The organism is Kribbella sp. NPDC004875, assembly GCF_042873375.1.
Taxonomy (GTDB): Bacteria; Actinomycetota; Actinomycetes; order Propionibacteriales; family Kribbellaceae; genus Kribbella.
On the sequence record NZ_JBIALI010000009.1, the window covers coordinates 166,160 to 190,836 of the forward strand.

The window sequence follows — 24,677 nt, forward strand, 5'->3', positions numbered from 1 at the left end:
AGCTACCGCACGCCCCGACCCAGCCGACCTCGGACCAGGCATCGCCTGAGGGGCCGCCCCCTCACCGGGTGGGTTGCCCCCTCGGAATCCGAGGGGGCAAGCCTCCAACTCAGGGGGCACCCCCTGAAATGCTCAGGCGCGGGGCGGGCGGTGGGATGCGGGTCGGTGGGGTGCGGGTCGGTGGGATGCGGGTCGGTGGGATGCGGGTCGGTCGGGTGCGGGTCGGTCGGGTGCGGGTCGGTCGGGTGCGGGTCGGTCGGGTGCGGGTCGGTCGGGTGCGGGGCGGTCGGGTGCGGGGCGGTCGGGTGCGGCGCGGGGTGGGGTGGAAAGCGTGTGCTGGGGTGGTTCGTGAAGGGTTGACCGCGGGCGTGCGGGATGCAACCCTCTGTTCACGCCCGATCTGTCGAAGCGCTTCGATGCAGTTCTTCCGGCCTTGTCGAAGCGCTTCGACTCAGAGTTCACGGAGTCGATCGCCGATGAGTACTCCAGCCGCGCCGTACCCGTTCCGCGACCCGTCCCGGCCACTCGCCGCCCGCATCGACGACCTGCTCGCCCGGCTCACCCCGGACGAGCGGATCGCGATGCTGCACCAGTACCAGCCGCCCGTCGCGCGGCTCGCGGTGGAACCGTTCCGGACCGGGACCGAGGCCCTGCACGGCGTCGCCTGGCATGGTCCCGCGACCGTCTTCCCGCAGGCGATCGGCCTGGCGACGAGCTGGAGCCCGGAGCTGGTGCGCGCGGTCGGCGCGGCGGTCGGCGACGAGGTCCGCGTGTTTCACCGCAAGGACCCGGCCGGTGTCGGGCTGAACGTCTGGGCGCCGGTGGTCAACCCGCTGCGCGACCCGCGCTGGGGCCGCAACGAGGAGGGGTACGCCGAGGATCCCTGGCTGACCGGGGTGATCGCGACCGCGTACGCGGGCGGATTGGCCGGCGACGACCCGACGTACCTGAAGACGGCTCCGACGCTCAAGCACTTCCTTGCCTACAACAACGAAACCGACCGCTGTACGACGTCCAGCAGCCTCCCGCCGCGGGTGCTGCACGACTACGAACTGCCGGCGTTCCGCGCCCCGATCGAGGCCGGCGTCGCGGTCGCGGTGATGCCGTCGTACAACCTGGTGAACGGACGGCCCGCCCACCTCAGTCCGCTGATCAACGACGTACTCCGGACCTGGACGACCGACGACGTGCTGGTCGTCAGCGATGCTTACGCGCCGGGGAACCTCTACGGCCTGCAGCAGTACCTGCCCGACGCACCGACCGCGTACGCCGCGGCGGTCCGAGCCGGGGTGGACAGCTTCACGCAGGACGACACCAACGCGGGCCCGACCATCGAGCGACTCACCGCAGCCTTGGACCGCGAGCTGATCACGCCCGCCGACATCGACACCGCCGTACGCCGAACCCTCGCGCTCCGGTTCCGGTTGGGCGAGTTCGACCCGCCCGAGCTCGACCCGTATCGCGGGCTCGAACCCGAGTTGGTGAACTGCCCCGCACACCGCCGCCTCGCGCAGGACGCGGCGCGCCAGGCGATCGTGCTGCTGAAACACGAGCGCCAGGTGCTGCCGCTCACCACGTCGACCCGCGTCGCAGTCGTCGGTCCACTCGCCGGCACGTTGTCGGAGGACTGGTACGCCGGCACGCTGCCGTACCAGGTCACGGCGCTCGACGGCCTCGCGGAACGCCTGGACCAGGTCGAGTACTGCGAGGGCGTCGACCGGATCACCCTGCGGGTCGCGGGCGCAGCGTCGTACCTCGCCATCGACGCGGACGCCGTACTGCGGGCCGGTAGTGATCCTGGTGAGTTCGATTTGTTCGATTGGGGTGGAGACGCGTTCGCGTTGCGGTCGGTGCGGAACGGACAGCACCTCACCGTCACGGACGACGGCGAGCTCGTCGCGGACCAGCCCGGCCCGAACGGGTGGGAGGTGAAGCAGACCTTCGGCCTGGTGCGGTCGGCCGACGGCCTGCTCATCCAGCACCTGCACAGCGGTCGCTATGTCCATGTCCAGCCCGATGGCACAGTCGGTCTCGCCATTGAGGCGACCGCTTTCGAGCTCGACGTGACGGTCGACGGCGCGGCCGCGGCGGCCGAGCTCGCCGCTCGCGCCGACGTGGCGATTGTTGTTGTGGGCAACCACCCGCTGGTGAACGGACGCGAGACCGAGGACCGCGCGAGCCTCGATCTCCCGGCTGCTCAGGATCGCCTGATCCGCCAGGTGCACGCGGCGAACCCGCGTACCGTGCTCGTGTTGAGCAGCAGCTACCCGTTCGCGATCGGCTGGGCGCAGCGGCACCTGCCCGCGATCCTCTGGTCGGCGCACGGCGGGCAGGAGTATGGTCGCGCGCTGGCCGACGTATTGTTCGGCGACCACGACCCGTCCGGCCGGCTCACCCAGACGTGGTACCACTCGGCCGCGGATCTCCCGGGACTGCTGGACTACGACATCATCGCGACCGACGCGACGTACCTCTACTACCGCGGCACTCCCCTCTACCCCTTCGGCCACGGCCTCAGCTTCACCACCTTCGGGTACGGCGACCTTCGGGTCAGCGAGCCCTCGGACGGGAAGGTCACCGTGACCTTCACCGTCACGAACACCGGCGACCGCACAGGGACCGAACTCGCTCAGCTCTACACCCGCCAGCAACGCTCGCGGGTCAAGCAACCGCTCCGCCAACTGCGTGCCTTCCGCCAGGTCTCGCTGCAGCCTGGCGAAACCGCGGAGGTCGCGCTGACAATCGCCATCAACGACCTCGGCTTCTGGGATGTCACCCGCGACCGGCACTGCGTCGAAACCGCTCGCCACAGCATCATGGTCGGCCGCTCGAGCACCGACCTCCGCCTCACCGCCACCCTCGACGTCCACGGCGAGCGCATCCCTCCCCGCACGCTCGCCCACCTCGAGGCCACCAGCTTCGACGAGCACTGCGCCATCACCCTGACCGCCGCACCAGGCGAACGCGGCGACGCCGTCATCTCACTGGAACCCCAAGCCTGGCTGGCCTTCGACGACGTACTGCTCGACTCCACGACCTACCAAGCCCGAGCAGCCAGCCGCACCAACACACCCGCCACCATCGAACTCCGCCTGGACGACCCACTCCACGGCCAACTCGTCAGCACCCTGCACGTCCCGCCCTCCAACGAGCTCATGTCGATCCCCGCCTACCTGCAGCTCGACAGTACGTATACGTCCACTGGCCACAACCGCACGTCTGGCTCCGCCTCGGACTCAGCGGCCAGTAGCCATATACGTACTGTCGAGCCGCAGACCCTCTACGCGGTCTTCTCCGCAGCCGATGTTCTGCTGGAGGGCTTACGCATGAGCGGCCCGCCAGTCCAGATAGGTGACCAGGGCCGCGTCCGCTCGTAGGCGGGCGAGGCTGCGCTGGTGCAGTTCGGCGTCGCGCCGGTTGAGTTCGGCGCCGACCCGTTCGGGGCGGCCGTCCGGCGAGGAGTGCATCTCGTCGAGGGCGGCACGGATGATCGCCATCGGGAAGTTCCCCTCCCGCAACAGCCGTACGAGATGCGCGTCGCGCGCGGCGCCGACGTCGTACCTGCGGTAGCCGGTGGTTCGTTCACGGAGCGGATGGACGAGACCGGAGCGTTCCCAGAAACGCAGCGCCGACGTGCGGACACCCAACAGACTCGCCATCTGGCCGATCCGCAACGGGGCGCCCTGGCGCGTGATCTGAGCGAGTGCGGCTGACATCCGCGGGTCCGCGTCGAGTGGATGTGTCACCACGACCTCGAAGGCCCGGAGCGCCTGCTGAATGCGTTCGCGTTCCCGATGCAGCGCGGCGTGCGCCTCGTCGACACGGGCCACCGCCGTCCGCAGGTCGTCGCGGTGCACGGCAGCCAGGATGGTTGCCGCGGCCTTCCATCCGTACGCGCGCACCAGCACCCGCGCCGCCGTCAGCGCCTGCCGATGCGATTCGTCGAACTCGCGATAGCCGGCCGCCGTACGGCCGGCCAGCGGAAGCAGTCCGGCCTCCTCGTAATTCCGCACCTGCTGGACCGAGATCCCAGCCTCCCGGGCCAGCGTCACGCCGCGCACAGTCCTTGACGCACCGGTTGAGGGTTTTCTCACGGGACTCCTGATTCGCTCAGCGGCAAACAGTCTAACCGAACTTCAACGATAGACTTTAAGCATGGATGCCGTCGAGGTGGACCGGTTGTCAATGACCTACCGCGTGCCGGTCCGCGACGGCGGACTCGTCGCCGCTGCCCGCGCCCTGGTCCGGCGGCAGCACCGCGACGTCCACGCGGTCCGCGACCTCAGCTTCCGGGTCCCGGCCGGACAGGTCGTCGGATTTCTCGGCCGCAACGGCGCCGGCAAGACGACCACGCTGAAGATCCTGGCCGGGATCCTGCACCCGACGGGCGGGACGGTCCGGGTCCTCGGCGAAACCCCGTGGCAGCGGCACAACCACTACCTCCGCGAGATCGCGCTGATCCGGGGCAGCCAGCCGATCGGCGATGCACCAGAGCTCACCGTCCTGGACTCGTTCCACTACCAGCAGGTGCTGTACGAGATCGGCGAGCCGGCGTTCAAGCGCAACTTGGCCGAGCTCAGCGAACTCCTCGATCTCGACAGCATCCTGCAACGCCAGGTGCGCGCGCTGAGCCTCGGCGAGAGGATGCGAGCCGGCCTGGCGCTCGCGTTGGTCTATCGGCCGAAGGTCCTGTTCCTCGATGAGCCCACGATCGGGCTCGACGTCTCGGCGGCGCGGATCATCCGGACCTTCATCGCGGAGTACGCCGCCCGCACCGGCGCCACCGTGCTGCTCACGAGCCACACCATGGCCGACGTCGAATCGCTGTGTCCGCGGCTGATCCTCGTGGATGACGGCGCGATCGCGTTCGACGGTCGCCGCGACGAGCTCGGCTCGCTGTTCGCACCGGCCAAGCTGATCCGGGTGACGTTGACCGATGACGACCCGGACCTCACGTCGTACGGCGATGTCCTGCACCGGGACGGGGATCAATGGCTGCTGCGGGTCGGCCGTGACGCGGTGCCGGCGACGACGGCCCGGCTGCTCGCCCGATTCGCGGTCGCGGACCTGTCCGTCGAGGAGCCCTCGCTCGAAAGCGTGATGGATCAGGCGTATCAGAGCCTCCGGGGGACGAAGGACATCGCCTCGTGAGCCGCATCCTCCGACTGGTGAGGCTCGAGATCTGGCGGCAGATTCTCGGGTGGTCCGGAGCCTGGTGGTTCCTCGTCACGCTGATACTCGGGCAGGCGGTGGCGCCACTGCTCGGGCTCTTTGTCTGGCGGCAGGTCCCCGGTGCGGGCTCGGAGATCAGTAGCTACTACCTGGCCGTCGTCTGCGTGGCCCTGCTGACGGCGTCGTTCGAGAACCACACGTTCGCACAGGCGATCTACAGTGGCTCGGTTGCGTCCGCGTTGCTCCGGCCGCAGCCCGCGGTGATCGGGCCGCTCGGCGAGAACCTGGCGATCCGGTTCTGGATGTTCCTGCTCGGGATCCCGCTGCTCGTCGTGGCCGGGCTCGCGACAGGCGTGCGCTTCGAGCCGCCGGCGGTGCTGGCCGCCGTACCGGCGCTCGTTCTGGCCGCGGTCCTGCACTTCGTGTTCGTGTGGACGCTGGCGATGGCCGCCTTCTGGACCGAACGGGTCCACGCGGTCGTTGCCTTCGGCACCGTGCTGATCTTCCTGCTCGGTGGTTCCGCGGCGCCGAACGCGCTGCTCCCCGATCCGCTCCGGACGATCGCCCAGGTGCTGCCGTTCCGCTCGATGCTCGGCTTTCCGGCCGAACTGGCAGTCGGCAACCTGACGCCGGCTGCCGCAGCGACGGGATACGCCGTCTCGGTGTTCTGGACAGTGGTGCTGGGCAGCTGTGCCGTCGGCGCCTGGCGGCTGGGCGTCCGCCGCTACACCACAGTGGGGGCCTGATGCGATCCGCGCGGTTGTTCGGTACGGCGTTCTCGCTCTCACTGCGCCGTGCCTTCGCGTACCGAACCAATCTGTTCTTCGACGTCCTGCTGGCTGTCCTGGAATTGACCGCGTCGATCTCCGCCATCGGCATCGTCTTCACACGCACTGGTCTGCTCGCCGGATGGAGTGCCGGGCAGATGCTCGCCCTCACCGGCACCTATGCGCTGATCACCGGCCTCCGAGCGACCTTCCTCGATCCCAGCCTCGCGGGCTTCGCCCAGCAGATCCGTGACGGCCAGCTCGACGCGTACTTGCTCCGGCCGGCGAACAGCGTCGTACTCGCGACCTGCACCCGGCACGCCCCACTCGCACTGGTGCAAAGCGTCCTCGGCCTCGGCGTCATCGCCGTCGGACTGCACAGGCTCGGCACCGTCCCATCGCCGGCAGCTGTGGGCGGGTGGGTCTTGCTCACGCTCATCGGCTTACTGATCGGATGGGCGACCTCGGTCGGGCTGGCGGCGCTCGCCTTCTGGGCACCGCGGCTCAGCCTCGGCGTGTTGCACGGCGCCGCGTGGGAGACCGGCCGCTATCCCGTCGACATCTACGGGCGCTGGCTCCGCCGCCTCCTCACGTTCGCGTTCCCCGTCGCCGCGCTCACCACGTGGCCCGCGCTGACTCTCACCCGAGGTCCTGACCCGGGCATCCTGATCGCGGCGGTCCTGCTCGGCTCCGGCTTCACGACAGCAACGCTGCTCCTCTGGCGCCTAGGCGTACGCCGCTACACCGGCGCGACCTCCTAGTTTCGGCAGAGCTTGACTGTGTAGTTCGCGCAGGAACCCTCCACGACGCGAGAGCTCACCTCACCGTTGTGCAGTGCGAGTTCGATGACGGCCGCCACTCCCCCGTCGGCGGCCGGCAGAGCCACCGTGGCGGTTCGACCTTCTGATGGGCTGAACCAACGCAGCTCGACATCAGCTGCCCAGTCGTAGTCCGGCCGCTCGTCCACCGCGCCGACAGGGATCACGGCGCCCTCACGGACCAGGAGCGGGACGCTGTCGAACGCATGCGTTTGCGTCACCCAGCGGGAACCCTCAAGAACCTCACCGGTGAGCAACGACGTCCAACGGCCGGCCGGCAAGTAGAACGAGACTGCACCGTCGAAGCTCATCACGGGCGCGACCAACAAGTCCGGCCCGAGCATGTACTGGCGATCCAGATACGCAACCGCCGGATCGTCCGGGAACTCCAGGACCATCGGCCGCATCATCGGTACGCCGTCCCGATGCGCCTCGCCGGCCGCTGTCACGAGGTACGGCATCAGCGACAGCTTCAGCTTGGTGAACTTCCGCAATACGTCGACCGCCTCCTCGTCGAACGCCCACGGCACCCGGTACGACGACGAGCCGTGCAACCGGGAGTGGGACGAGAGCAACCCGAACGCCACCCACCGCTTGAAGATCGCCGGATCCGGCGTGCCCTCGAAGCCACCGATATCGTGACTCCAGTACCCGAACCCGGACGCGGCCAGCGACAGCCCGCCGCGCAGCGACTCCGCCATCGCCTCGAATGTCGACTCGCAGTCGCCACCCCAGTGCACCGGGAACTGCTGACCACCCGCTGTCGCGGACCGCGCGAACAGCACCGCGTCGCCGTCGCCACGGTTCTCCTCCAGCAGACCGAACACGGCCGCGTTGTACAGCTGCGCGTAGTAGTTGTGCATCCGCTCCGGGTCCGAGCCGTCGTACCAGGCCACGTCGGTCGGGATGCGCTCACCGAAGTCGGTCTTGAAGCAGTCGACGCCGATGTCGATCAGCGCCTGCAGCTTCGACCGGAACCACGCCGTCGCATCCGGGTTGGTGAAGTCGACGACCGCCATCCCCGCCTGCCACATGTCCCACTGCCAGACCGAGCCGTCGGGTCGCTTCAGCAGATACCCGAGGCTGCGGCCTTCCTCGAAGAGCACCGAGCGCTGCGCGATGTACGGGTTGATCCACAGGCTGATCCGCAGACCGCGATCCTTCAGCCGGCGGAGCATCCCGGCCGGGTCCGGGAACGCCACCGGGTCCCAGAGGAAGTCGCACCAGTGGAACTGCCGCATCCAGAAGCAGTCGAAGTGGAAGACGCTGAGCGGCAGGTCGCGTTCGGCCATACCGTCGACGAACGAGCTCGTCGTCTCCTCGGTGTAGTCCGTGGTGAACGACGTCGACAACCACAGGCCCATCGACCACGCCGGGACACGAGCGGGCCTGCCGGTCAACGCGGTGTAGCGCTGCAGGACGTCCTTCGGGGTCGGGCCGGCGAACACGTAGTACCCGAGCTCTTGGCCCTCGACGCTGAACTGGTTGCGCGACGTGACCTCCGAGCCGATCTCGAACGAGACCCGCGCGGGGGTGTCGACGAGGACGCCGTACCCCTTGCTGCTGAGGTAGAACGGCACGTTCTTGTACGCCTGTTCGCTGGACGTGCCGCCATCGGCGTTCCAGCTGTCGACGACCTGGCCGTTCTTCACGAAGGCGCCGAAGCGCTCACCCAGACCGTAGATCGTCTCGCCGACGCCGAGCGCGAGCTGCTCGTGCAGGTAATGCTTGCCGTCGGCATCGGTGATCAGGCCGATGCTGCGCGCGGCCGAGTTCGTCAGCGGCCGGCCGTCCTGCTCGAAGCGGACGTCCCACGGCCCCTCGAGCGCGATCACGACACTCAGTTCGCCCGACGTCAGCCGCGCCTCGGCAGCCCCGACGTCCACCTTCACCGGGTGCTCGTCCTCGACGTTCAACTGGTACGCCGGACGCGCGGGCAGGCCGCCGAGATGATGACCGATCCGGACCCCGATCACACCGGGCGCGGGTGCTGTGAACGTCACCGTGAACATCGGCTGGTTGAGGGTGTCGCCCCGCCGCTCGATCCGTTTGGCCGGCGCGAACACGGTCAGGTCCCGCGGGCCCGCGACCACGCTCTCGACCTCGGCCGGCCGCAACCGGGTGAGTCCGGCCCGGAGCTGCCAGTACCCGTCGGTGAACTTCATAGTGGCCACTCTCCAGCCCGGTTGTCGAAGCGCTTCGACAACGCTAGGTGGGCCAACTTCACAGCGTCAAGTTGCTGGTCACGTTGTGGGGGTCTCTCAGCGGACTCTCAGCGGTCTGCGGTGACACTGGTGGGATGCGAGTGCTGATGGTCGAGGACGAACTACGGCTGGCCGACACGGTCCACCGCGGGCTGACCGACGCCGGGTTCGTCGTCGAACTGGTGCACGACGGCGAGAACGCGGTCTGGGCGGCCACCGAGCACAACTACGACGTGATCGTGCTCGACATCATGCTGCCGAAGCTGAACGGGTACCGCGTGCTCGAGCTGCTCCGGGCCCGTGGCATCTGGACGCCGGTGCTGATGCTGACCGCGAAGGACGGCGAGTACGACCAGACCGACGCCTTCGACCTGGGTGCCGACGACTACCTGACCAAGCCGTTCAGCTTCCTCGTGCTGGTCGCCCGCCTGCGGGCGCTGATCCGGCGCGGCGGTCCCGAGCGGCCGGTGGTGCTGACCGCGGGCGACCTGTCCCTGGACGTGGCCCGCCGGCGAGTGGAGCGGAACGGCCGCGAGATCACCCTCACTCCGCGGGAGTACGGGCTGCTCGAGTTCCTGATGCGTCACCGCGGCGACACGGTCAGCAAGACCGAGATCCTCGCCAATGTCTGGGACCCGGCGTTCGACGGCGACCCGAACGTGGTCGAGGTCTACGTCCGGTACCTGCGGAAGAAGATCGACACGCCGTACGCGCGGCACGCGATCGAGACCATCCGCGGGATGGGCTACCGGCTGAACCCCGAGGGCGGCTGACCCCACTGGGCGACCTGCGAAAATGGCGGGGTGAGCACGGTCGTGCGACGACGCGTTGACGGGTGGTACCGGACCGCCGGCGGCTTGCGGCAGGCCAGTGTGCGCAGCCGCTCGACGGCGGCGGCGGTGATCGTGGTCGCCGTGGCGATGATGCTCGGGGCGGCCGCGCTGCTGCTGCTCCTGCAGCGCGCGCTGATCACCGAGGTCTCGGACGCCGCCGAGGGCCGGGTCGCCGAGGTCGCCCAGCAGGTCAGCGCGGAGGGTACGGCGGGCCTCGCGCGGGATCTCACCGAGACCACCCGGGCCAGCCAGCTGGTGCAGGTCCTGGACTCGTCCGGACGGGTGATCGCCGCCTCCTCCACCCGCGTGGGCACCACGCCGCTGACCGATCTCCGCCCGCCGGCCGGTGCGCTGCTGCGCGCCGAGGTCGGCGAGATGCCGCTGATCGACGACGATCACTCGTTCCTGGTCGTCGCCCAGGGTGCGTCGTACCGCGGTCAGACGTACACCGTGGTGGTCGCCTCCTCGGTGCAGACGCAGCGACAGACGGTCGCCACGGTTGCGCAGTACCTGGCGATCGGCTTCCCGGCGCTGCTGATCGTGGTCGGGGTGGCAGCCTGGCTGATGATCGGGCGAGCGCTGCGGCCGGTGGACCGGATCCGCGCCCGCGTCCAGGGCATCGGGAGCCGGGACCTGACCGAGCGGGTCCCGGTGCCACCGACCCGGGACGAGATCGCGCGGCTCGCGGTGACGATGAACGAGATGCTCGACCGGCTGGAGACCGGGCAGGCGACCCAACGGGCGTTCGTCGCCGACGCCAGCCACGAGCTGCGGTCGCCGTTGGCCACGCTGACCGCGGCGCTCGAGGTCGTCGAGGCGGATACCACCGGGCGGGCCTGGCATGACCTGCGGCAGGTGATGGAGACCGAGACCGACCGCATGCGGCAACTGGTCGAAGACCTGCTGCTGCTCGCGAAGGCCGACGACACCGGGATCCGGATGCGGCAGACCGACGTCGACCTCGACGACCTGGTCGCCGCGGAGATCCAGCGGCTGCGCAGCTCCGCACCCGATCTGAAGGTCACCGGCGACGTCCGGCCGGTCCGGGTCGTCGGCGACCCCGCGCGCCTGAGCCAGGTACTGCGGAACCTCGTCGACAACGCCGCGCGCGCCGCGCACACCACGGTCCGGCTGACCACGGCCGAGCAGGACGGGTCCGCGATCATCACGGTCGAGGACGACGGCGACGGGATCCCCGAGGAGGACCGCCAGCGGGTCTTCGAACGTTTCGTCCGCCTGGACACCAGCCGCTCCCGGGCCAGCGGCGGCTCGGGGCTCGGCCTGTCCATCGCGCGCGAGATCACCCGCGCACACCACGGCACGATCGCACTCACCTCGTCGAGCACCGGAGGTACGACGGCCACGGTCACCCTCCCGAACTGACCTGGGGGGTGGTGCGGGCCGCCCACCAGGACCAAGCTGGAGGTGAAGGAGGTGGGGACTGGTGAAAGCGGCAGCAGGCGATCAAGTCGTGGTGGAGACCAGCCATCTGATGGCACACCGGCGGGAGGGCCGGATCGTCGAGGTACACGATCCGGACGGCGCGCCGCCGTACCTGGTGCACTGGAGCGACACCGACACCGAGTCGCTGTTCTTCCCGGGGCCGGACGCGCACATCGTGCACATCGGGCGGTAGGAGTCCTCAGCCGGCCGGTTCGCGGATCGTCGCGGCCGCGTGCCGCAGGTTGCCGAGAGTCGTCCGCACAGCACGCCGGGCGGTTCGCTCCGGCCGGTAGAGGGCGTCGATAACGCGGCGGGCGTGCACTCCGAGCAGCGGGCGCAGGGCCACGCCGGGATGCGTGCGGGCCGTCCAGCGCGGGATCAGCGCGAGCCCGGCGCCGGCTGCGACCAGTTCCGCGACCACGCTGAACTCGTTGACCCGGTGCACCAACTCGAGTCGCTGGTTGGCTGCCGCGCCGATCGCCTCGATCGTCGCCATCAGCGGAAAGCCGTCGTGCACGGTGATCCACGGGTCACCGGCGACATCCCGCGGTGACAGCGAGCGCTTCGATGCCAACCGGTGGTCAACGGGTACGGCGACATCCAGCGGCTCCTGCAGCAATGGCGTCACGCCGACCGTCCGCGGCCACGCGGCGGCGTGGTCCATCCGGTGGGCCAGCACCACGTCGTACTCGCGGGTCAACGCCGGGAACTCGTCCTGAGGCACGTCCTCGTCATGCAGGGTGAGCCGCGGGGCAGCCTCCGCGCGCAGCAACACCGGGAACAACGCCGCGGCCGCACTGTGGAAAGCGGAAACCGACACCACGCCGTCCGGCTGTTCGGCGAAGTCGTCGACCGCATGACGCGCCCGCGCGAGAGCCGACTCGACATCGGCCGCGGCGGCAGCCAGCGCGCGCCCGGCCGCGGTCAGGACCACCCGCCGGCCGTCGCGTTCGGTCAACGGCACCGGGATCGATCGCTGCAGGAGCCGGAGCTGCTGCGAGATCGCCGACGGGGTCACCAGCAACGCGTCGGCTGCCGCTGTCACGCTGCCGAGCTCCCCGACTTCTCGCAGTACCCGCAACTGCCGTTCGTCCATCTCGACAGTGTAGGTCTGCTACAGGATTGCTTTAGAAGATGGGCCTTGGCTTCAACGTGCCGCCGGATCACGCTGGGTCCGTGCCCGCGCCCCGCCGTACCGATCTCGTCCTGCTGCTCGTCGCCATCGTCTGGGGATCGAGCTACCTCGCCGCCAAGACTGCGACCGCCGTCACGCCGGTGCTCGCCGTCCTCTTCGTGCGGTACGCCATCTCCGCCGGCTCGCTGGTCCTGTTCGTCCGGGGCATCAACCGCCGGGAGTTGGGCATCGGCGTCCTGCTCGGCCTCACGCAGGCGGCCGTGCTGATCCTCGAGACGTACGGCGTCACGCACACCAGCGCGGCGAACGCCGGGCTGATCATCAGCCTCACGCTCGTCCTGACTCCCCTGTTCGACCGTCGCCGGCTGCCGTCACGGTTCTACCTGGCAGCCGCGACCTGCGTCATCGCTGTCGGTCTGTTGATGGCCAGCCACGGTCTGCACGTCCCCGGCGTCGGGGATCTGCTGATGCTGGCTGCCGCCGTCGTCCGCGCCGGTCACGTCGCTCTTGTCGGCCGTCTCGCCACCGGCCTCCGGCCGCTGCAACTCACCACGGTCCAAGCCCTCGTCGGTACGGCGCTCTTCGCGGCACCCGCCGTACGCCACCTGCCCGCGATCCCCGCCGTAGGCTGGCTCCAACTTGCCTATCTCGCCTTGTTCTGCAGCGTTTTCGCGTTCCTCGCACAGACCTGGGCCATCCAGCGCACGTCGGCCAGCCGCGCCAGCCTGTTGCTCGGCACCGAACCGCTCTGGGCCGTTGCCATCGGCATCGGTCTGGGCGACGAGCACCTCACGCTCCCCGCCGTCGCCGGCGCCGCCCTGCTGTTGGCCGGCACCACCTGGGGCCAGGCCGTCGAACGGTCCCACCGCGAATCCGGCGCCGGCCAACGGGTCCTGGTCACGCAGCCTTGACCACGAGCTCCAGCCGGAGCCACCGCGCGAGATCCCGGATCTCCCGGTGCACGGCAGCGGACACGGTTTTCGAGAACGGCTCGTCTTCGTGGACGGCGTCGACACGGAAGATCCCGGCCTTGCGGTCGGCCTGCGCGTCGAGCTTCCCGATCAGGCGGTCGTTGTGCAGGATCGGCAACGCGAAGTAGCCCCAGCGGCGCTTCGCGACCGGCTTGTACATCTCCAGCTGATAGTCGAACTCGAAGATCTCCGTCAGCCGTTTCCGGTCGTAGACCAACCGATCCAGCGGCGACACGATCGCGGTCCGCCCGCTGAACGGCTGCCCGAGCAGCTCCGGGTCGACCCGCCACTCGCCGCGGACGCCGTCCACGACGGCCCGCTCCCCCGCTTCGCCGGCGTCCAGCGGCTCCCCCGGACAGGCCGGACCCTTCGCACGCAGGATTCCCATCGACCGCAGCCGTTGCCGATCGCGGAGCCGGCCGGCCTCCTCGATCGGTACGGCGGGCTCGTCCGGATAGATCCGGGACGCGAGATCCCAGAGCCGGTCACGGCCGTCCCGTCCCGCGATCGCCACCTCGCCGCGCTGCATCATGAACTCCAGCAGTTGCGAGACGTTCCGGTTGTTCGTCCAGCCGGACGACTTCCACGGCCTGACGCAGGTGTCGGGCAATTCGCGCATCACCAACGGGCCGTCCTGCCGCAGGCGTTCGAGAATATCGAGACGGCAGCCCTCGTTCGCTTGCACCCAGTCGCGCCGGTATTCCTGCCAGTCAAGCGATTCACCGTCCGCGCCCGGCCACGCCGCCATCTCGGCCCGGAACAACGCGAGCGTCTCCGGCAGCCGGACGAACCCACGCAACTCGAGCAACTGCTGCGTCGCCAACGCGTCGGCCAGCTCTTCCGGGTCGTACGACGATCCGAGGCGGCTCCAAGCCACGAGATCCGCATTAGGCGCGACGTACGCCGTCTGGTCGTACTGCAGGACGTTGAGCCCGCCGACTACTTCGAACAGATCATCGGGGCGCTCGCTGGTCAACAGCTGGGCACGCACTGCCAGCCGCCTGGCGTCCCGCTTCGACAACTGGTGGAGGGTCACGGGCCGAGGCTAAGGCATGGCGCCGACAGTCACAGACAGTATGGTGAAAGGAAGACCGAGTGGGTGGGGACCTGGTACTCGGACTCAGGGGGGTCATCGTGACGGGACGTTGGCGGGCACTCATGCCCAGTGAAGTAGTTGCCGGTGCAGCAGCGGTTGTCGTGGCGGTCGCAGGTTGCTCGACCGCGGAAGGTTCAAGCGGGACTCAGGAGTCTCCTAATCCGTCGATCGTCGTGCCGCGGACCGAGGCGGCGTCGAAGCCGGCCGTGGACTGTGCGCATTCCGACGTACGACTACCAGCGGTTTCCGACACCGACGGCGTCGAGCTCACGGTCAGAACCGACCCGAGCCGTACGTCGCTGCTCGTCAAGAACACCGGGAATCTCACGGTCGTGGTGATCCCGGACGCGAACTTCGACAGCCGGTTGGCACCCTCGCCGTACGCCAATCCGACCGATCCGGCATCGCAGGGGGCGCTGGCCGCGGTGGACGGCACTCCTGGCGGCTCGATGCCCGAGATCCCGTCGTTCGTGCCGGGCGGGCAGGTGATCACGGTGCCACCAGGCTGGTCGACCTGTGCGCTCACCGACAACCCCCGGGAGGTTGCGAGCATCCAGTACTTCCAGGACCGGACGTCCAGTGCGGAGTACATCCTGACGAGAGGCCTCGCCGAGCAGCTCCTGGCCAAGCACAGCGTGGCACGCACCCGGCCGGTCCTCGACCGGTGCTCGAAGGACACGCTGAACGTCGTCAAGCTCCACCCGGAGATGTCGGACATCGAGTTGTACGCCGAGATCCTCGGCGCCAAGTCGTCGTGCCGCGCGGCGTACCGGGGGTTGCTGAGCGCGGACGGGCAGGCGGCCGACCAGCTCGCGACCACGGTCCTGAACCGGCTGGCGAGCGGTCCGCAGCTCGCGCCGAACAGTCAGCTACTCAGCACCACAGCCGCCGGCTGACCAGGGTCGGCTCCGGGTCCGGTCAGGGAGAACTCCACTGCCGCCGGCGCCGGACCCGACGGAGACTGGAGTCGTACCGTTCGACACCTCGGAGGACATCAGCATGATCGGCTTCATCATCGCCGGACTCATCATCGGAGCGCTGGCGCGACTCTTCACGCCCGGCAAGCAGAAGCTCGGTCTGCTCGCCACCCTGCTGCTCGGCCTGGCCGGCTCGGTGATCGGCGGCACCATCGCGAGCATCCTCGGCACCGGCGGAATCTTCGAGCTGAACATCCTCGGGTTCATCGTCGCCGTGATCTCGTCGGTGCTGCTGGTCGGAACCGCCGAGTCGCTGTCCGCCCGCGCCAAGCACTGAGCACGCTGCACCGGAGACATCGAGACACCGGAAGCGCCGGAGCTACAGCTCCTCGTTGACCGCCATCGCCGGCCGCGGCTCGCGGCCCGGCGGTTGCGGCGGCCGGGGCAGGAGCGGCCGGCGCTTCTCCAACGTCCGGATCACCGGCTGCGTCGCGGTCACGGTGATCTCCTCGCCGGCGTGCCGGAAGGTGAGCGAGGCGTCCGGTCCGTCGTGCACGGTGTACTTCACCGACACCGGGTCGATCTCCACCTTCAACCGCACGGCCCGCCACCGGACCGTGAAACTCAACCCGGACAGGCCCATCGGCAACGCCGGATCGAACGACAACGTGCCGTCCTGGTCCCGCAGCCCGCCGAAGCCGGCCACCAGCGCGCTCCACGCCCCACCCAGCGAGGCCATGTGCAGGCCGTCGCCGGTGTTGTGGTGCAGGTTCCGCATGTCGATCAGCGCGGCTTCGTACGCGTAGTCGTAGGCCAGGTCGAGATGCCCGACCTCGGCGGCCATCACCGCCTGCACGCACGCGGACAACGACGAGTCCCGCACGGTGAGCCGCTCGTAGTAGTCGAAGTTCCGCGCCTTCTCCTCGGGTGTGAACGCGTCACCGCACCAGTAGGTCGCCAGCATCAGGTCGGCCTGCTTCACCACCTGCGTGCGATACAACTGGAAGTACGGCGCGTGCAGGAGCAGCGGGTACTTGTCCTTGTAGCCTTCGAAGTCCCAGACGGCGTACCCGGTGAAGCCTTCGGACTGCGGGTGGACGCCGAGGGCCTTGTCGTACGGCACGTACACCGCGGCCGACGCGTCGCGCCAGGACGCCTCTTCCTCGCTGTCGACGCCCAGCTCGCGCGCCCTGGGCGCCAGCTTCGCCGCGACCTCGGCCGCGAAGCGCAGGTTGCGCGCGGCCATCAGGTTGGTGAAAACGTTGTCGTCGGCAACGGCGCTGTACTCGTCCGGGCCGGTGACGCCGGGCAGGTGCCAGTGGCCGTCGCGGTCGTGGTGTCCGAGTGACATCCACAGCCGGGCCGTCTCGACGAGCAACTCGAGGCCGACCTCCTCGAGGAAGTCGTCGTCACCCGAGGCCCGGTGGTAGCGCATGACCGCCTCGGCGATGTCGGCGTTGATGTGGAACGCCGCCGTCCCCGCCGGCCAGTAGCCGGAGCACTCTTGGCCGCGGATCGTCCGCCACGGGAACGCTGCACCGCGGAAGCCGAGCTCCTCGGCGCGTTGCTTCGCGAGCTTGAGTGTCGAGTGCCGCCACCGCAACGCGTCGCCCGCTGCCTCGGGCAACGTGTAGGTCAGCACCGGCAGGACGAAGCCCTCGGTGTCCCAGAACGTGTGCCCGTCGTACCCGGCGCCGGTCAGTCCCTTCGACGGGATCGCTCGGCGCTCGGCACGCGCCCCGGCCTGCAGGACGTGGAAGAGCGCGAACCGGGCCGCCTGCTGCAACTCCGGATGGCCCTCGACCTCGATGTCGGCGCCGTCCCAGAAGTCGTCCAGGAACTCGACCTGCTGCTTGGTCAGACCGTCCCAGCCGGAGAACCGCGCACTGGCGAGCGCGGCGGCCACCTGGTCGCGGATGGCGGTTTCGGAGCGCAGACTCGACCAGCCGTACGCGAGGTACTTCACCACGCGCAGGCTCTCGCCGGGCTGCAGCTGACAGATCACCGTGGTACGGGCCCAGTCCTCGCGGACGTCCTGGTCCATCGCGTACCGCACGGTGGTGTCGACCTCGTGCGCCATCGCCGCGGCCATCAGCTGCTGGCTGCGGGTGGTCCGGTGGATCAGCACGGTGCCGTGCTCGCCACCGTCGTGGCTGACCGGCTTCAACGGGTTGTCCAGTACGGCGGCCACCCGCGGATCGTCGGACAGCTTCGGCTGGGTCTCGTTCGCGACCAGTTCGGACTGGATGACGAATCGGGCCGGCTGGTCGACCGGCTCCACGACGTACTCGATCGCGGCGACCGCGCGCTGGGTCAGCGACACCAGCCGGCGGCTGCGGACCCGGATCCGCTTGCCACCCGGTGAGGTCCAGTCCACGTCGCGTTCGAGGATGCCGGTGCGGAAGTCGAGGGAGCGTTCGTGCTTCGTCAGGTACCCGTAACGGATGTCGAACGGCGAGTCGTCGACGAGCAGCCGGATCAGCTTGCCGTTGGTGACGTCGACGAGCGTCTGACCGGACTCCGGGTAGCCGTACCCCGCTTCGGCGTACGGGAGCGGACGCTGCTCGTAGAAGGAGTTCAGATAGGTGCCGGGAATCGCGAACGGCTCGCCCTCGTCGAGGTTGCCGCGCAGGCCGATGTGACCGTTCGACAACGCGAACAGCGACTCCGACTGCGCGAGCTTGTCCATCGCGAGCCGGGTCTCCCGCAGCCGCCAGGGCTCGATCGGGTGATGGCCTCGGTCGATCATTCGCCCTCCAGCAGCTCGGCCAGGTCGCGGACCACGACGTCGGCGCCGTGCGACTTCAGCTCGTCGGCCTGGCCGACGCGATCGACTCCGATCACGTGCCCGAAGTTCCCGGCCCGTCCGGCCGCCACACCGGCGAGGGCGTCCTCGAACACGGCCGCCGCGGACGGGTCGACGCCGAACTCCTTGGCCGCGGCAAGGAACGTGTCCGGGGCCGGCTTGCCCTTCAGGCCTTCGGTCCGGATCGTCACCCCGTCGACGATCTCCTCGATGTACTGCGCCAGTCCGGTGACGTCCAGCACCTCGCGGGTGTTCGCGCTCGACGACACCACCGCCCGGCGCAGCCCGGCCCGCTCGGCGGCCTCCAGGTACTTCCGGGAGCCCTCGAACACGTGCACGCCCTCGGTCCGGATCCGGCGCTGCACGGCGACGTTCTTCCGGTTACCCAGGCCGTTCACGGTCATCGCGGTCGGCGGGTCGTCCGGCGTTCCGTCGGGCAGCGTGATGCCGCGCGCGGCGAGGAAATCGCGGACACCGTTCGCCCGCGGTTTGCCGTCGACATAGGCGTCGTACTCCGCGCGGGCGTCGAACGGCTGGAACGGTATCCCGTGCTGCGCCGCATAGTCGCGAAGGAACTCGTCGAACATCTCTTTCCACGCGGCTGCGTGAACGGCAGCGGTGTCGGTCAGCACACCATCGAGGTCGAAGAGGCAGACCCGGATCTCCGCAGGTAGTCCCAGCATGACTCCACACTAGTGTCCCGTCAGGGCGATAGCTTGGCGGGCACTAGGGTGTCAACCGGTCCGGCAGGCCGAAGGCCGGGAAACGGGAGTAGCCGAAGGTCATGATCTCGACGATCTGCCGCTCCCGGACCCACAGCACGTCGAGCTTGAACGCCCGCCACACCGTGTCCCCGGGCTTCAGCAGATAAGACGCTGCCGCAGGCAACCGATTCGCCGAGGTCGGCACCAGCCGCCACTCGCCCTCGCGATCAGGACCGAGCCCACGCTCGAAGAGCGGAAGACATGCCGTGAGGCCGGCGAACGACATCCGGTCCGGTGGCATCGAGATGCGCAGGTCCTCGGCAGCGATCGCGATCGCCGCCGCCGTGTCGCACCGCTCGTGCGCGTCGATGAACCGCGCCAGCACCTCGCGCTCCTCCGGCGTCGGTTCCGGTGCGGTCCACTCCGATCGCCGCGCCGGCAGCCGCTGCTGCATCGTCGCCCGCGCTCGCTGCAGCGCACTGTTCGCCGCGGCCACGCTGGTGTCCAGCAGCCCGGCGGTGTCGGCGGCCGACCAGCCCAGCACGTCGCGGGCGATCAGCGCCGCGCGCTGGCGGGCCGGCAGCTCCTGCAGCGCGATCAGGAACGTGAGCTCGATCGTCTCCCGGTCCACCACGACCGCGTCCGGCTGGTCGGTCGGTGGCGCGATCTCGTCGAGCAGGCGATCCGGATACGGCTGCAGCCAGGTCAGGTCTCCGGCCTCACCCGACGACGCACGCCGGGCGTGTCGCCGAGTGAGGTCGAGACAGACGTTGGTCGCGATGCGGTAGAGCCAGGCCCGGAAGTAGGTGCGCCCGTCGTACTGGTCGCGGCTGCGCCAGGCTCTGAGCAGCGTCTCCTGCACCGCGTCCTCGGCGTCGTCGAAGGAGCCGAGCATCCGGTAGCAGTGCACGTGGAGCTCGCGGCGGTGCTGCCCGGCGAGGTCGGCGAACGCGGTCTCGTCGCCCGCGAACGCCGCCTCTTCGAGAGTCGTCACGGCGCGACCTTCCCCACCTCCTGGACGGTCCAGCCGTTGCCGTCCGGGTCTTCGAAGGAAAGGAAGGTCTCGTAGTCCGCACGTTTCGGCGACAGGCCGGTCTGCTTTCCTTCGGCGGTGAAGTGAAACGGCTCGCTGACCTCGACACCGCGCTCGAGCAGCTCGGCGCGCGCGGCGGCGATGTCGTTCACCACCAGGTGGATGCCCTGGTAGCTGCCCGGCGGCGCCGAGGTCAGACCGGTGCCGATCGTGATCGAGCAGGCGGATCCGGGTGGTGTCAGCTGCACCACCCGGAACGAGTCACCCGCCCGATGGTCGACGTCCTCGGCGAAACCGAGCTGGTCGGTGTAGAACTTCTTGGCCCGATCCACGTCCGACACCGGCACGATCACGAGCTCGAGCTTCCAGTCCATCTGCGCCTCCGCGGTCCAGGTCGGCCGCTGTGGCCGACAGTTGATGACCGTGTAACGACGCCAGACCCGAAAACTCATCGGTCCCGCGATGACCGATCCGGAGACTACTTCCGGGAGGCCTCGAAGATCCCCGCGAACCAGTCGAGCTGCGCGATCTGCTGGTAGGTCTGCCCACCCTCGTGGGTGTTGTAGTGGTAGACCTCGATGTCCTTCGGCTCGCTCCCCGTGGCGCCGTAGTGATTGTACGCCGCGAACACCGTCGACGGCGGGCAGATCGGGTCCATCAGCGCGACCGAGAACAGCGTCGGCGCGGTGGCCAGCTTGCCCAGGTTGACGCCGTCGAAGTAGCTCAGCGTCCGCAGCGCCGCGTCGACGTCCTGCCGGAACCCCTTCAGGTACCGCGCGATCTCGCCGTACGGGTCCTTGTCGGTGATCTGCAGCGCCCGCTCGAAGTGACACAGGAACGGTACGTCAGGCGCGCACCCGAGCAGGTCGATCCCGGCCAGCGGCGCGAGGCCGGCCGCGGCGATCGAGATGCCGCCGCCCTGGCTGCCACCGGTCACGATGATCCGGTCCGGGTCCACGAACGGGGACGTCCGCGCGGCCTCGATCGCCCGGACGGCGTCGATGTAGACGCGGCGGTAGTAGTAGGTCTCCGGGTCGGTGATGCCGGCCGTCATGAAGCCCGGCGTGTGGTTCAGACCGGCGTACGGCGTGTCGTCCGGCGTACCGGCCGGGCCACCGGAGCTGTAGCCCTGACCGCGGGTGTCCATCACGAAGTGCGCGTAACCGGCCTGCGCCCAGAGCGTGGTCGCGTGCGCGAACCCACGGCCGCCGGAGTACCCGTGGTACTGGACGACGGTCGGCAGCGGACCGGTGGCACCGGCGGGAACGTGCAGCCAGCCCTTCACGGGCGAGCCGCCGAAGCCGGCGTAGGTGACGTCGTAGGTGTCGATCACCGCGAGCTTGTTGTCGATCTCGGTGAACGTGGCGGACAGGTCGTCGGTGCGCGCCTTCTCGATGGAGCGGCGCCAGAAGTCGACGAAGTCGGCGGGAGCGGCCACGTCGGGCCGGTACTCGCGGAGCTGGTCGAGGGAAAGGTCGAACATGGCCATGAGCGACAAAGTTACCGCTAGGGACCACAGTCTGGTAAGCGGTGTCCATATCCGGTCGCCGGTGGCTAGGGTGACGTGATGCCTGCCTCCACACCTGGCCCGAAATCCGGCCCGAACATCGTCTTCGTGATGTCCGACGACCACGCCGCGCACGCGATCTCGGCGTACGGGAGCAAAGTCAACAGCACGCCGCACCTGGACCGGATCGCGCGCGACGGTGTCCGGATGGACGCGACGTACTGCACGAACTCGATCTGCTCGCCGTCCCGGGCGTCGATCCTGACCGGCACCTACAGTCACGTGAACGGTGTCGCGTCGATCTACACCGAGATCGACTACCGGGTGCCGACGTTCGCGGAGGTGCTGAAGGACGCCGGCTACCAGACCGCGCTGTTCGGAAAGTGGCACCTCGGTGAGCGTCCGGAGTCCGCACCGCGGCACTTCGACGACTGGCGGGTCTTCCCCGGGCAGGGTGAGTACGTCGACCCGCTGATGATCGGACCGGACGGCGCGGAGACCGTTCCCGGTTACGCCACGGACATCGTCACCGACCAGAGCATCGACTGGCTCCGCGAGCGGGACACAGAGCGGCCGTTCCTGCTGTTCGTGCATCACAAGGCACCGCACCGGCCGTGGGTGCCGGACGAGAAGCACAAGCACCTCTACCCGGTCGGTTCGATCCCGGAGCCGAGCACGCTGCTCGACGACTACGCCACGCGGAGTCAGGCGGTCCGCGGCGTCCGGATGTCCGTCGCGGACGACCTGGGGACGGTGGAGGAGCTCGGCGAGGAACTGCCGGAGGAGCTACGTGGACCGGAGAATCGCGATGCGCGCATGCGGTGGAACTACCAGCGCTATCTGCGTGACTACCTGCAGTGCGTGCAGTCGATCGACGACAACGTTGGCAGGCTGCTCGACGTACTGGACGAGGAAGAGCTGAGCGACAACACCGTCGTCGTCTACACCTCCGACCAGGGTTTCTTCCTCGGAGACCACGGTTGGTACGACAAGCGGCTGATGTTCGACCAGTCGCTGCAGATGCCGATGATGATCCGCTGGCCGTCCGTGATCCCGGCCGGGAGCACGTGCGACGCCATCGTGACCAACGTGGACTTCGCTGCGACGTTCCTGGACATGAGCGGGATGGACGCCGCGTCGGTGCTGCCCACCTCGCAAGGCCGGAGCTTCCTGCCGTTGCTGCGCGGTGAGGAGGTCACCGACTGGCCGACCGCGATGTACTACCGGTACTGGGAGCACGACGACCCGAACCACCACGTGCCGGCGCACTACGGCGTACGGACGCGGGAACACAAGCTCATCCACTACTACGGTGCCGGGCTGGACGTGCCAGGGTCGTCGCAGCAGATCTTCGAGTCGGAGTGGGAGCTGTACGACCTGCAGCAGGACCCGGACGAGCTGAACAACGTCGCGGACGACCCGGCGTACGCCGAGCTCCGCGCAACGCTGACGGACCAGCTGGCCGAGCTCCAGAAGCAGTACGCCGATACGCCGTACGCCGGCCCGTCGACTCCGCACCCGGCGTGGCCCTGGACCGACCAGTCCTAGCCTGCTCGACATGAAGTAGATCTGGACGAGAAGCGCCTGCGGTTGGAGCCTGGTCAGATGAGCGCGCCCACTGTGCTGTCGGTGAATGTCGGTCTGCCGAAGGATGTCGAGTGGAACGGCAAGACCGTCTACACCGGTGTCTGGAAGCAGTCGGTGGACGGACCGGTGATGGTCCGGCGGCTGAACCTGGACGGAGACGGTCAGGGCGACACAGCCGGCCACGGTGGTGAGCAGCGTGCTGTGTTCGTGTACCAAATCGACTCCTACCGCTACTGGGAGAAGCACTTCGGCCGCGACGACTTCGTCTACGGGCAGTTCGGCGAGAACCTGACGGTCGACGGACTACCCGACGACGAGGTCTGCATCGGGGACCGCTACCGGATCGGCGGCGCCGAGCTGGAGGTCACCCAGCCGCGCGTCACCTGCTACCGGGTCGGTCTGCGGATGGGCGAACCCGAGCTGCCCGCACTGCTCGTCAGCCGGCACCGGCCGGGGTTCTACTGCCGCGTGATCACCGAGGGCGAGATCACGGCGGGCGATGCGATCGTCAAGACGGCCACCGGTCCGGGTGCGCTGACTGTGGCGGACACCGATGCGCTGCTGTACCTGCCGGATCGGGATCTGGAGAAGCTGCGGGTCGCCGTACAGATCCCGGCGATGAGTCCCGGATGGGTGGGGTCGTTCCAGGAGTTGTTGGACGATGCTGCGAAGCCGATGCCTGCATGGGAGGGTTTCCGGCGGCTGCGGGTGACCGAGGTCGTGCCGGAGAGTGCCGACGTGTTCTCCGTCCGGCTGGCTGCTGAGGACGGCGGTGACCTGCCGAAGGCTAGAGCTGGGCAGTATCTGACGTTCCGGTTGCCGGGGGCCGGTCAGCCGGTGCCGGTACGGAGCTACTCGCTGTCCACCTCGCCGGACTATCGCGTCAGCGTGAAGCATGAGCCACACGGCGTCGGGAGTGGCTACATGACGACCCAGCTGACGACGGGAAGCGTGTTGGAGGTGGCGGCGCCGCGTGGGGACTTCGTTCTCGAGGACGGCTCTGGTCCGGTGCTGCTGGTGTCGGCCGGTATCGGTGTGACGCCGGTCCTCGCGATGCTGCACGTGTTGGCGGCGCAGCGGACTACTCGTGAGGTCTGGTGGATTCACGCCGCTCGGCGGCCCGCCGAGCATCCGTTGGCTGCGGAGGCACACGAGCTCCTCGCACAGCTCCCGAATGCACAGGAGCGCATCTACTACAGCTCAGTGGACGGACGGCTCACGAAGGACCGGTTGGCCGAGCTGACGCTGCCGGCGGACGGTACGGCGTACATCTGCGGGCCGGAGTCCTTCATGGCGGACATGCAGGCAGGGCTGACCGCTCTGGGAGTGACGCGGATCCACACCGAGCTGTTCGGTGCGTTGGCGTCGCTCAATCCCGGAGTCGTTGGTCAGACCACCAGACCGCCACACCAGCCGGAGGGTGCGCCGGGTGCAGGGCCGCTGGTGACGTTCGCACGCAGCGGGATCGCCACCCCCATGCGCGACGGCAGCCTGTTGGAGCTGGCGGAGGCCTGCGACGTCCCAACCCGATGGAGCTGTCGTACCGGCGTCTGCCACAACTGCATCACGCCACTGCTCTCGGGTGAGGTCGTCTACTCTCCCACGCCGCTAGAGCCTCCGCCCGCGGACCAGACGTTGCTCTGCTGCGCCCGTCCCACCACCGACCTCGTCCTGGACATGTGAC

The 24,677-nt window shown here is 68.9% G+C and carries 21 protein-coding genes; 12 read left to right on the forward strand and 9 right to left on the reverse strand.

Features of this window, described 5'->3' with window-relative positions:
• The first annotated feature begins 476 nt into the window (after positions 1 to 476).
• Positions 477 to 3,377: a glycoside hydrolase family 3 C-terminal domain-containing protein gene (locus tag ACFYRH_RS38685; RefSeq protein ID WP_387785430.1), complete on the forward strand. Its 2,901-nt coding sequence runs from the start codon at positions 477 to 479 to the stop codon at positions 3,375 to 3,377.
• On the opposite strand, the gene ACFYRH_RS38690 is transcribed toward ACFYRH_RS38685, so the two are convergent.
• Positions 3,321 to 4,052, reverse strand: a complete 732-nt coding sequence (locus ACFYRH_RS38690; RefSeq protein ID WP_387785432.1) for a MerR family DNA-binding transcriptional regulator — start codon at positions 4,050 to 4,052, stop codon at positions 3,321 to 3,323. The two genes, ACFYRH_RS38685 and ACFYRH_RS38690, sit on opposite strands and share 57 nt — an antisense overlap.
• Positions 4,053 to 4,155: 103 nt before the next feature.
• Between ACFYRH_RS38690 and ACFYRH_RS38695 the strand changes: the two genes are divergently transcribed.
• Genes ACFYRH_RS38695 through ACFYRH_RS38705 form a run of 3 tightly spaced genes read left to right on the forward strand, consistent with a single transcriptional unit; the run spans position 4,156 to position 6,700 of the window.
• Positions 4,156 to 5,151 carry an ATP-binding cassette domain-containing protein gene (locus ACFYRH_RS38695; RefSeq protein ID WP_387785434.1) on the forward strand — a complete coding sequence of 332 codons (996 nt, stop codon included), beginning with the start codon at positions 4,156 to 4,158 and terminating at the stop codon, positions 5,149 to 5,151.
• 17 nt (positions 5,152 to 5,168) lie between these two features.
• Entirely contained in the window at positions 5,169 to 5,918 is a 750-nt protein-coding gene (locus ACFYRH_RS38700; RefSeq protein ID WP_387785435.1) for an ABC-2 family transporter protein, read from the forward strand.
• Complete coding sequence (locus ACFYRH_RS38705) at positions 5,918 to 6,700, forward strand: ABC transporter permease (RefSeq protein WP_387785437.1); 783 nt, start codon at positions 5,918 to 5,920, stop codon at positions 6,698 to 6,700. Before ACFYRH_RS38700 ends, ACFYRH_RS38705 begins: the two co-directional genes overlap by 1 nt.
• Here ACFYRH_RS38705 and yicI read toward each other — a convergent pair.
• Positions 6,697 to 8,922, reverse strand: coding sequence for an alpha-xylosidase (yicI, locus tag ACFYRH_RS38710; RefSeq protein ID WP_387785438.1), 2,226 nt, complete (start codon positions 8,920 to 8,922; stop codon positions 6,697 to 6,699). The two genes, ACFYRH_RS38705 and yicI, sit on opposite strands and share 4 nt — an antisense overlap.
• Positions 8,923 to 9,056: 134 nt before the next feature.
• Here yicI and ACFYRH_RS38715 point away from each other — a divergent pair, with 134 nt between their 5' ends.
• From ACFYRH_RS38715 to ACFYRH_RS38725, 3 genes are all read left to right on the forward strand, one after another.
• Positions 9,057 to 9,734 carry a response regulator transcription factor gene (locus tag ACFYRH_RS38715; RefSeq protein ID WP_387785441.1) on the forward strand — a complete coding sequence of 226 codons (678 nt, stop codon included), beginning with the start codon at positions 9,057 to 9,059 and terminating at the stop codon, positions 9,732 to 9,734.
• Positions 9,735 to 9,776: 42 nt separating this feature from the next.
• A complete protein-coding gene (locus ACFYRH_RS38720) occupies positions 9,777 to 11,177 on the forward strand; it encodes a sensor histidine kinase (protein ID WP_387785443.1) in 1,401 nt (466 codons plus the stop codon).
• A gap of 61 nt (positions 11,178 to 11,238) precedes the next feature.
• The gene (locus ACFYRH_RS38725; protein WP_387785446.1) at positions 11,239 to 11,430 is read left to right on the forward strand and encodes a DUF1918 domain-containing protein; all 192 of its coding nucleotides are present in this window, start codon (positions 11,239 to 11,241) and stop codon (positions 11,428 to 11,430) included.
• 6 nt (positions 11,431 to 11,436) lie between these two features.
• Here ACFYRH_RS38725 and ACFYRH_RS38730 read toward each other — a convergent pair whose 3' ends face one another.
• Complete coding sequence (locus ACFYRH_RS38730) at positions 11,437 to 12,333, reverse strand: LysR family transcriptional regulator (protein WP_387785448.1); 897 nt, start codon at positions 12,331 to 12,333, stop codon at positions 11,437 to 11,439.
• Positions 12,334 to 12,413: 80 nt separating this feature from the next.
• On the opposite strand from ACFYRH_RS38730, the gene ACFYRH_RS38735 reads away from it, so the two are divergent.
• Positions 12,414 to 13,283, forward strand: a complete 870-nt coding sequence (locus ACFYRH_RS38735; protein ID WP_387785451.1) for a DMT family transporter — start codon at positions 12,414 to 12,416, stop codon at positions 13,281 to 13,283.
• Here ACFYRH_RS38735 and ACFYRH_RS38740 read toward each other — a convergent pair.
• On the reverse strand, positions 13,270 to 14,379 hold the full coding sequence (locus ACFYRH_RS38740) for a DNA glycosylase AlkZ-like family protein (protein WP_387785453.1): 1,110 nt from the start codon (positions 14,377 to 14,379) through the stop codon (positions 13,270 to 13,272). The two genes, ACFYRH_RS38735 and ACFYRH_RS38740, sit on opposite strands and share 14 nt — an antisense overlap.
• Positions 14,380 to 14,612: 233 nt before the next feature.
• On the opposite strand from ACFYRH_RS38740, the gene ACFYRH_RS38745 reads away from it, so the two are divergent.
• Together ACFYRH_RS38745 and ACFYRH_RS38750 are read left to right on the forward strand one after the other, a co-directional pair.
• The gene (locus ACFYRH_RS38745; protein ID WP_387785455.1) at positions 14,613 to 15,335 is read left to right on the forward strand and encodes a hypothetical protein; all 723 of its coding nucleotides are present in this window, start codon (positions 14,613 to 14,615) and stop codon (positions 15,333 to 15,335) included.
• Positions 15,336 to 15,438: 103 nt separating this feature from the next.
• Entirely contained in the window at positions 15,439 to 15,693 is a 255-nt protein-coding gene (locus ACFYRH_RS38750) for a GlsB/YeaQ/YmgE family stress response membrane protein (RefSeq protein WP_387785457.1), read from the forward strand.
• A gap of 42 nt (positions 15,694 to 15,735) precedes the next feature.
• On the opposite strand, the gene ACFYRH_RS38755 is transcribed toward ACFYRH_RS38750, so the two are convergent.
• From ACFYRH_RS38755 to ACFYRH_RS38775, 5 genes are read right to left on the reverse strand one after another with little or no spacing between them, the layout of a single operon-like run.
• Entirely contained in the window at positions 15,736 to 18,105 is a 2,370-nt protein-coding gene (locus ACFYRH_RS38755) for a glycoside hydrolase family 65 protein (RefSeq protein ID WP_387785460.1), read from the reverse strand.
• Complete coding sequence (locus tag ACFYRH_RS38760; RefSeq protein WP_387785463.1) at positions 18,102 to 18,845, reverse strand: beta-phosphoglucomutase family hydrolase; 744 nt, start codon at positions 18,843 to 18,845, stop codon at positions 18,102 to 18,104. Before ACFYRH_RS38760 ends, ACFYRH_RS38755 begins: the two co-directional genes overlap by 4 nt.
• Positions 18,846 to 18,888: 43 nt before the next feature.
• Complete coding sequence (locus tag ACFYRH_RS38765) at positions 18,889 to 19,860, reverse strand: RNA polymerase subunit sigma-70 (protein WP_387785465.1); 972 nt, start codon at positions 19,858 to 19,860, stop codon at positions 18,889 to 18,891.
• A complete protein-coding gene (locus tag ACFYRH_RS38770; RefSeq protein WP_387785468.1) occupies positions 19,857 to 20,351 on the reverse strand; it encodes a glyoxalase superfamily protein in 495 nt (164 codons plus the stop codon). The genes ACFYRH_RS38765 and ACFYRH_RS38770 overlap by 4 nt, the downstream gene beginning before the upstream one ends.
• Before the next feature lie 26 nt (positions 20,352 to 20,377).
• Positions 20,378 to 21,388, reverse strand: coding sequence for an acetylxylan esterase (locus tag ACFYRH_RS38775; protein WP_387785471.1), 1,011 nt, complete (start codon positions 21,386 to 21,388; stop codon positions 20,378 to 20,380).
• A gap of 78 nt (positions 21,389 to 21,466) precedes the next feature.
• Between ACFYRH_RS38775 and ACFYRH_RS38780 the strand changes: the two genes are divergently transcribed.
• Positions 21,467 to 22,954, forward strand: coding sequence for a sulfatase (locus ACFYRH_RS38780; RefSeq protein ID WP_387785472.1), 1,488 nt, complete (start codon positions 21,467 to 21,469; stop codon positions 22,952 to 22,954).
• Between the two features lie 57 nt (positions 22,955 to 23,011).
• On the forward strand, positions 23,012 to 24,676 hold the full coding sequence (locus tag ACFYRH_RS38785) for an MOSC domain-containing protein (protein ID WP_387785474.1): 1,665 nt from the start codon (positions 23,012 to 23,014) through the stop codon (positions 24,674 to 24,676).
• Position 24,677 lies beyond the last annotated feature (1 nt).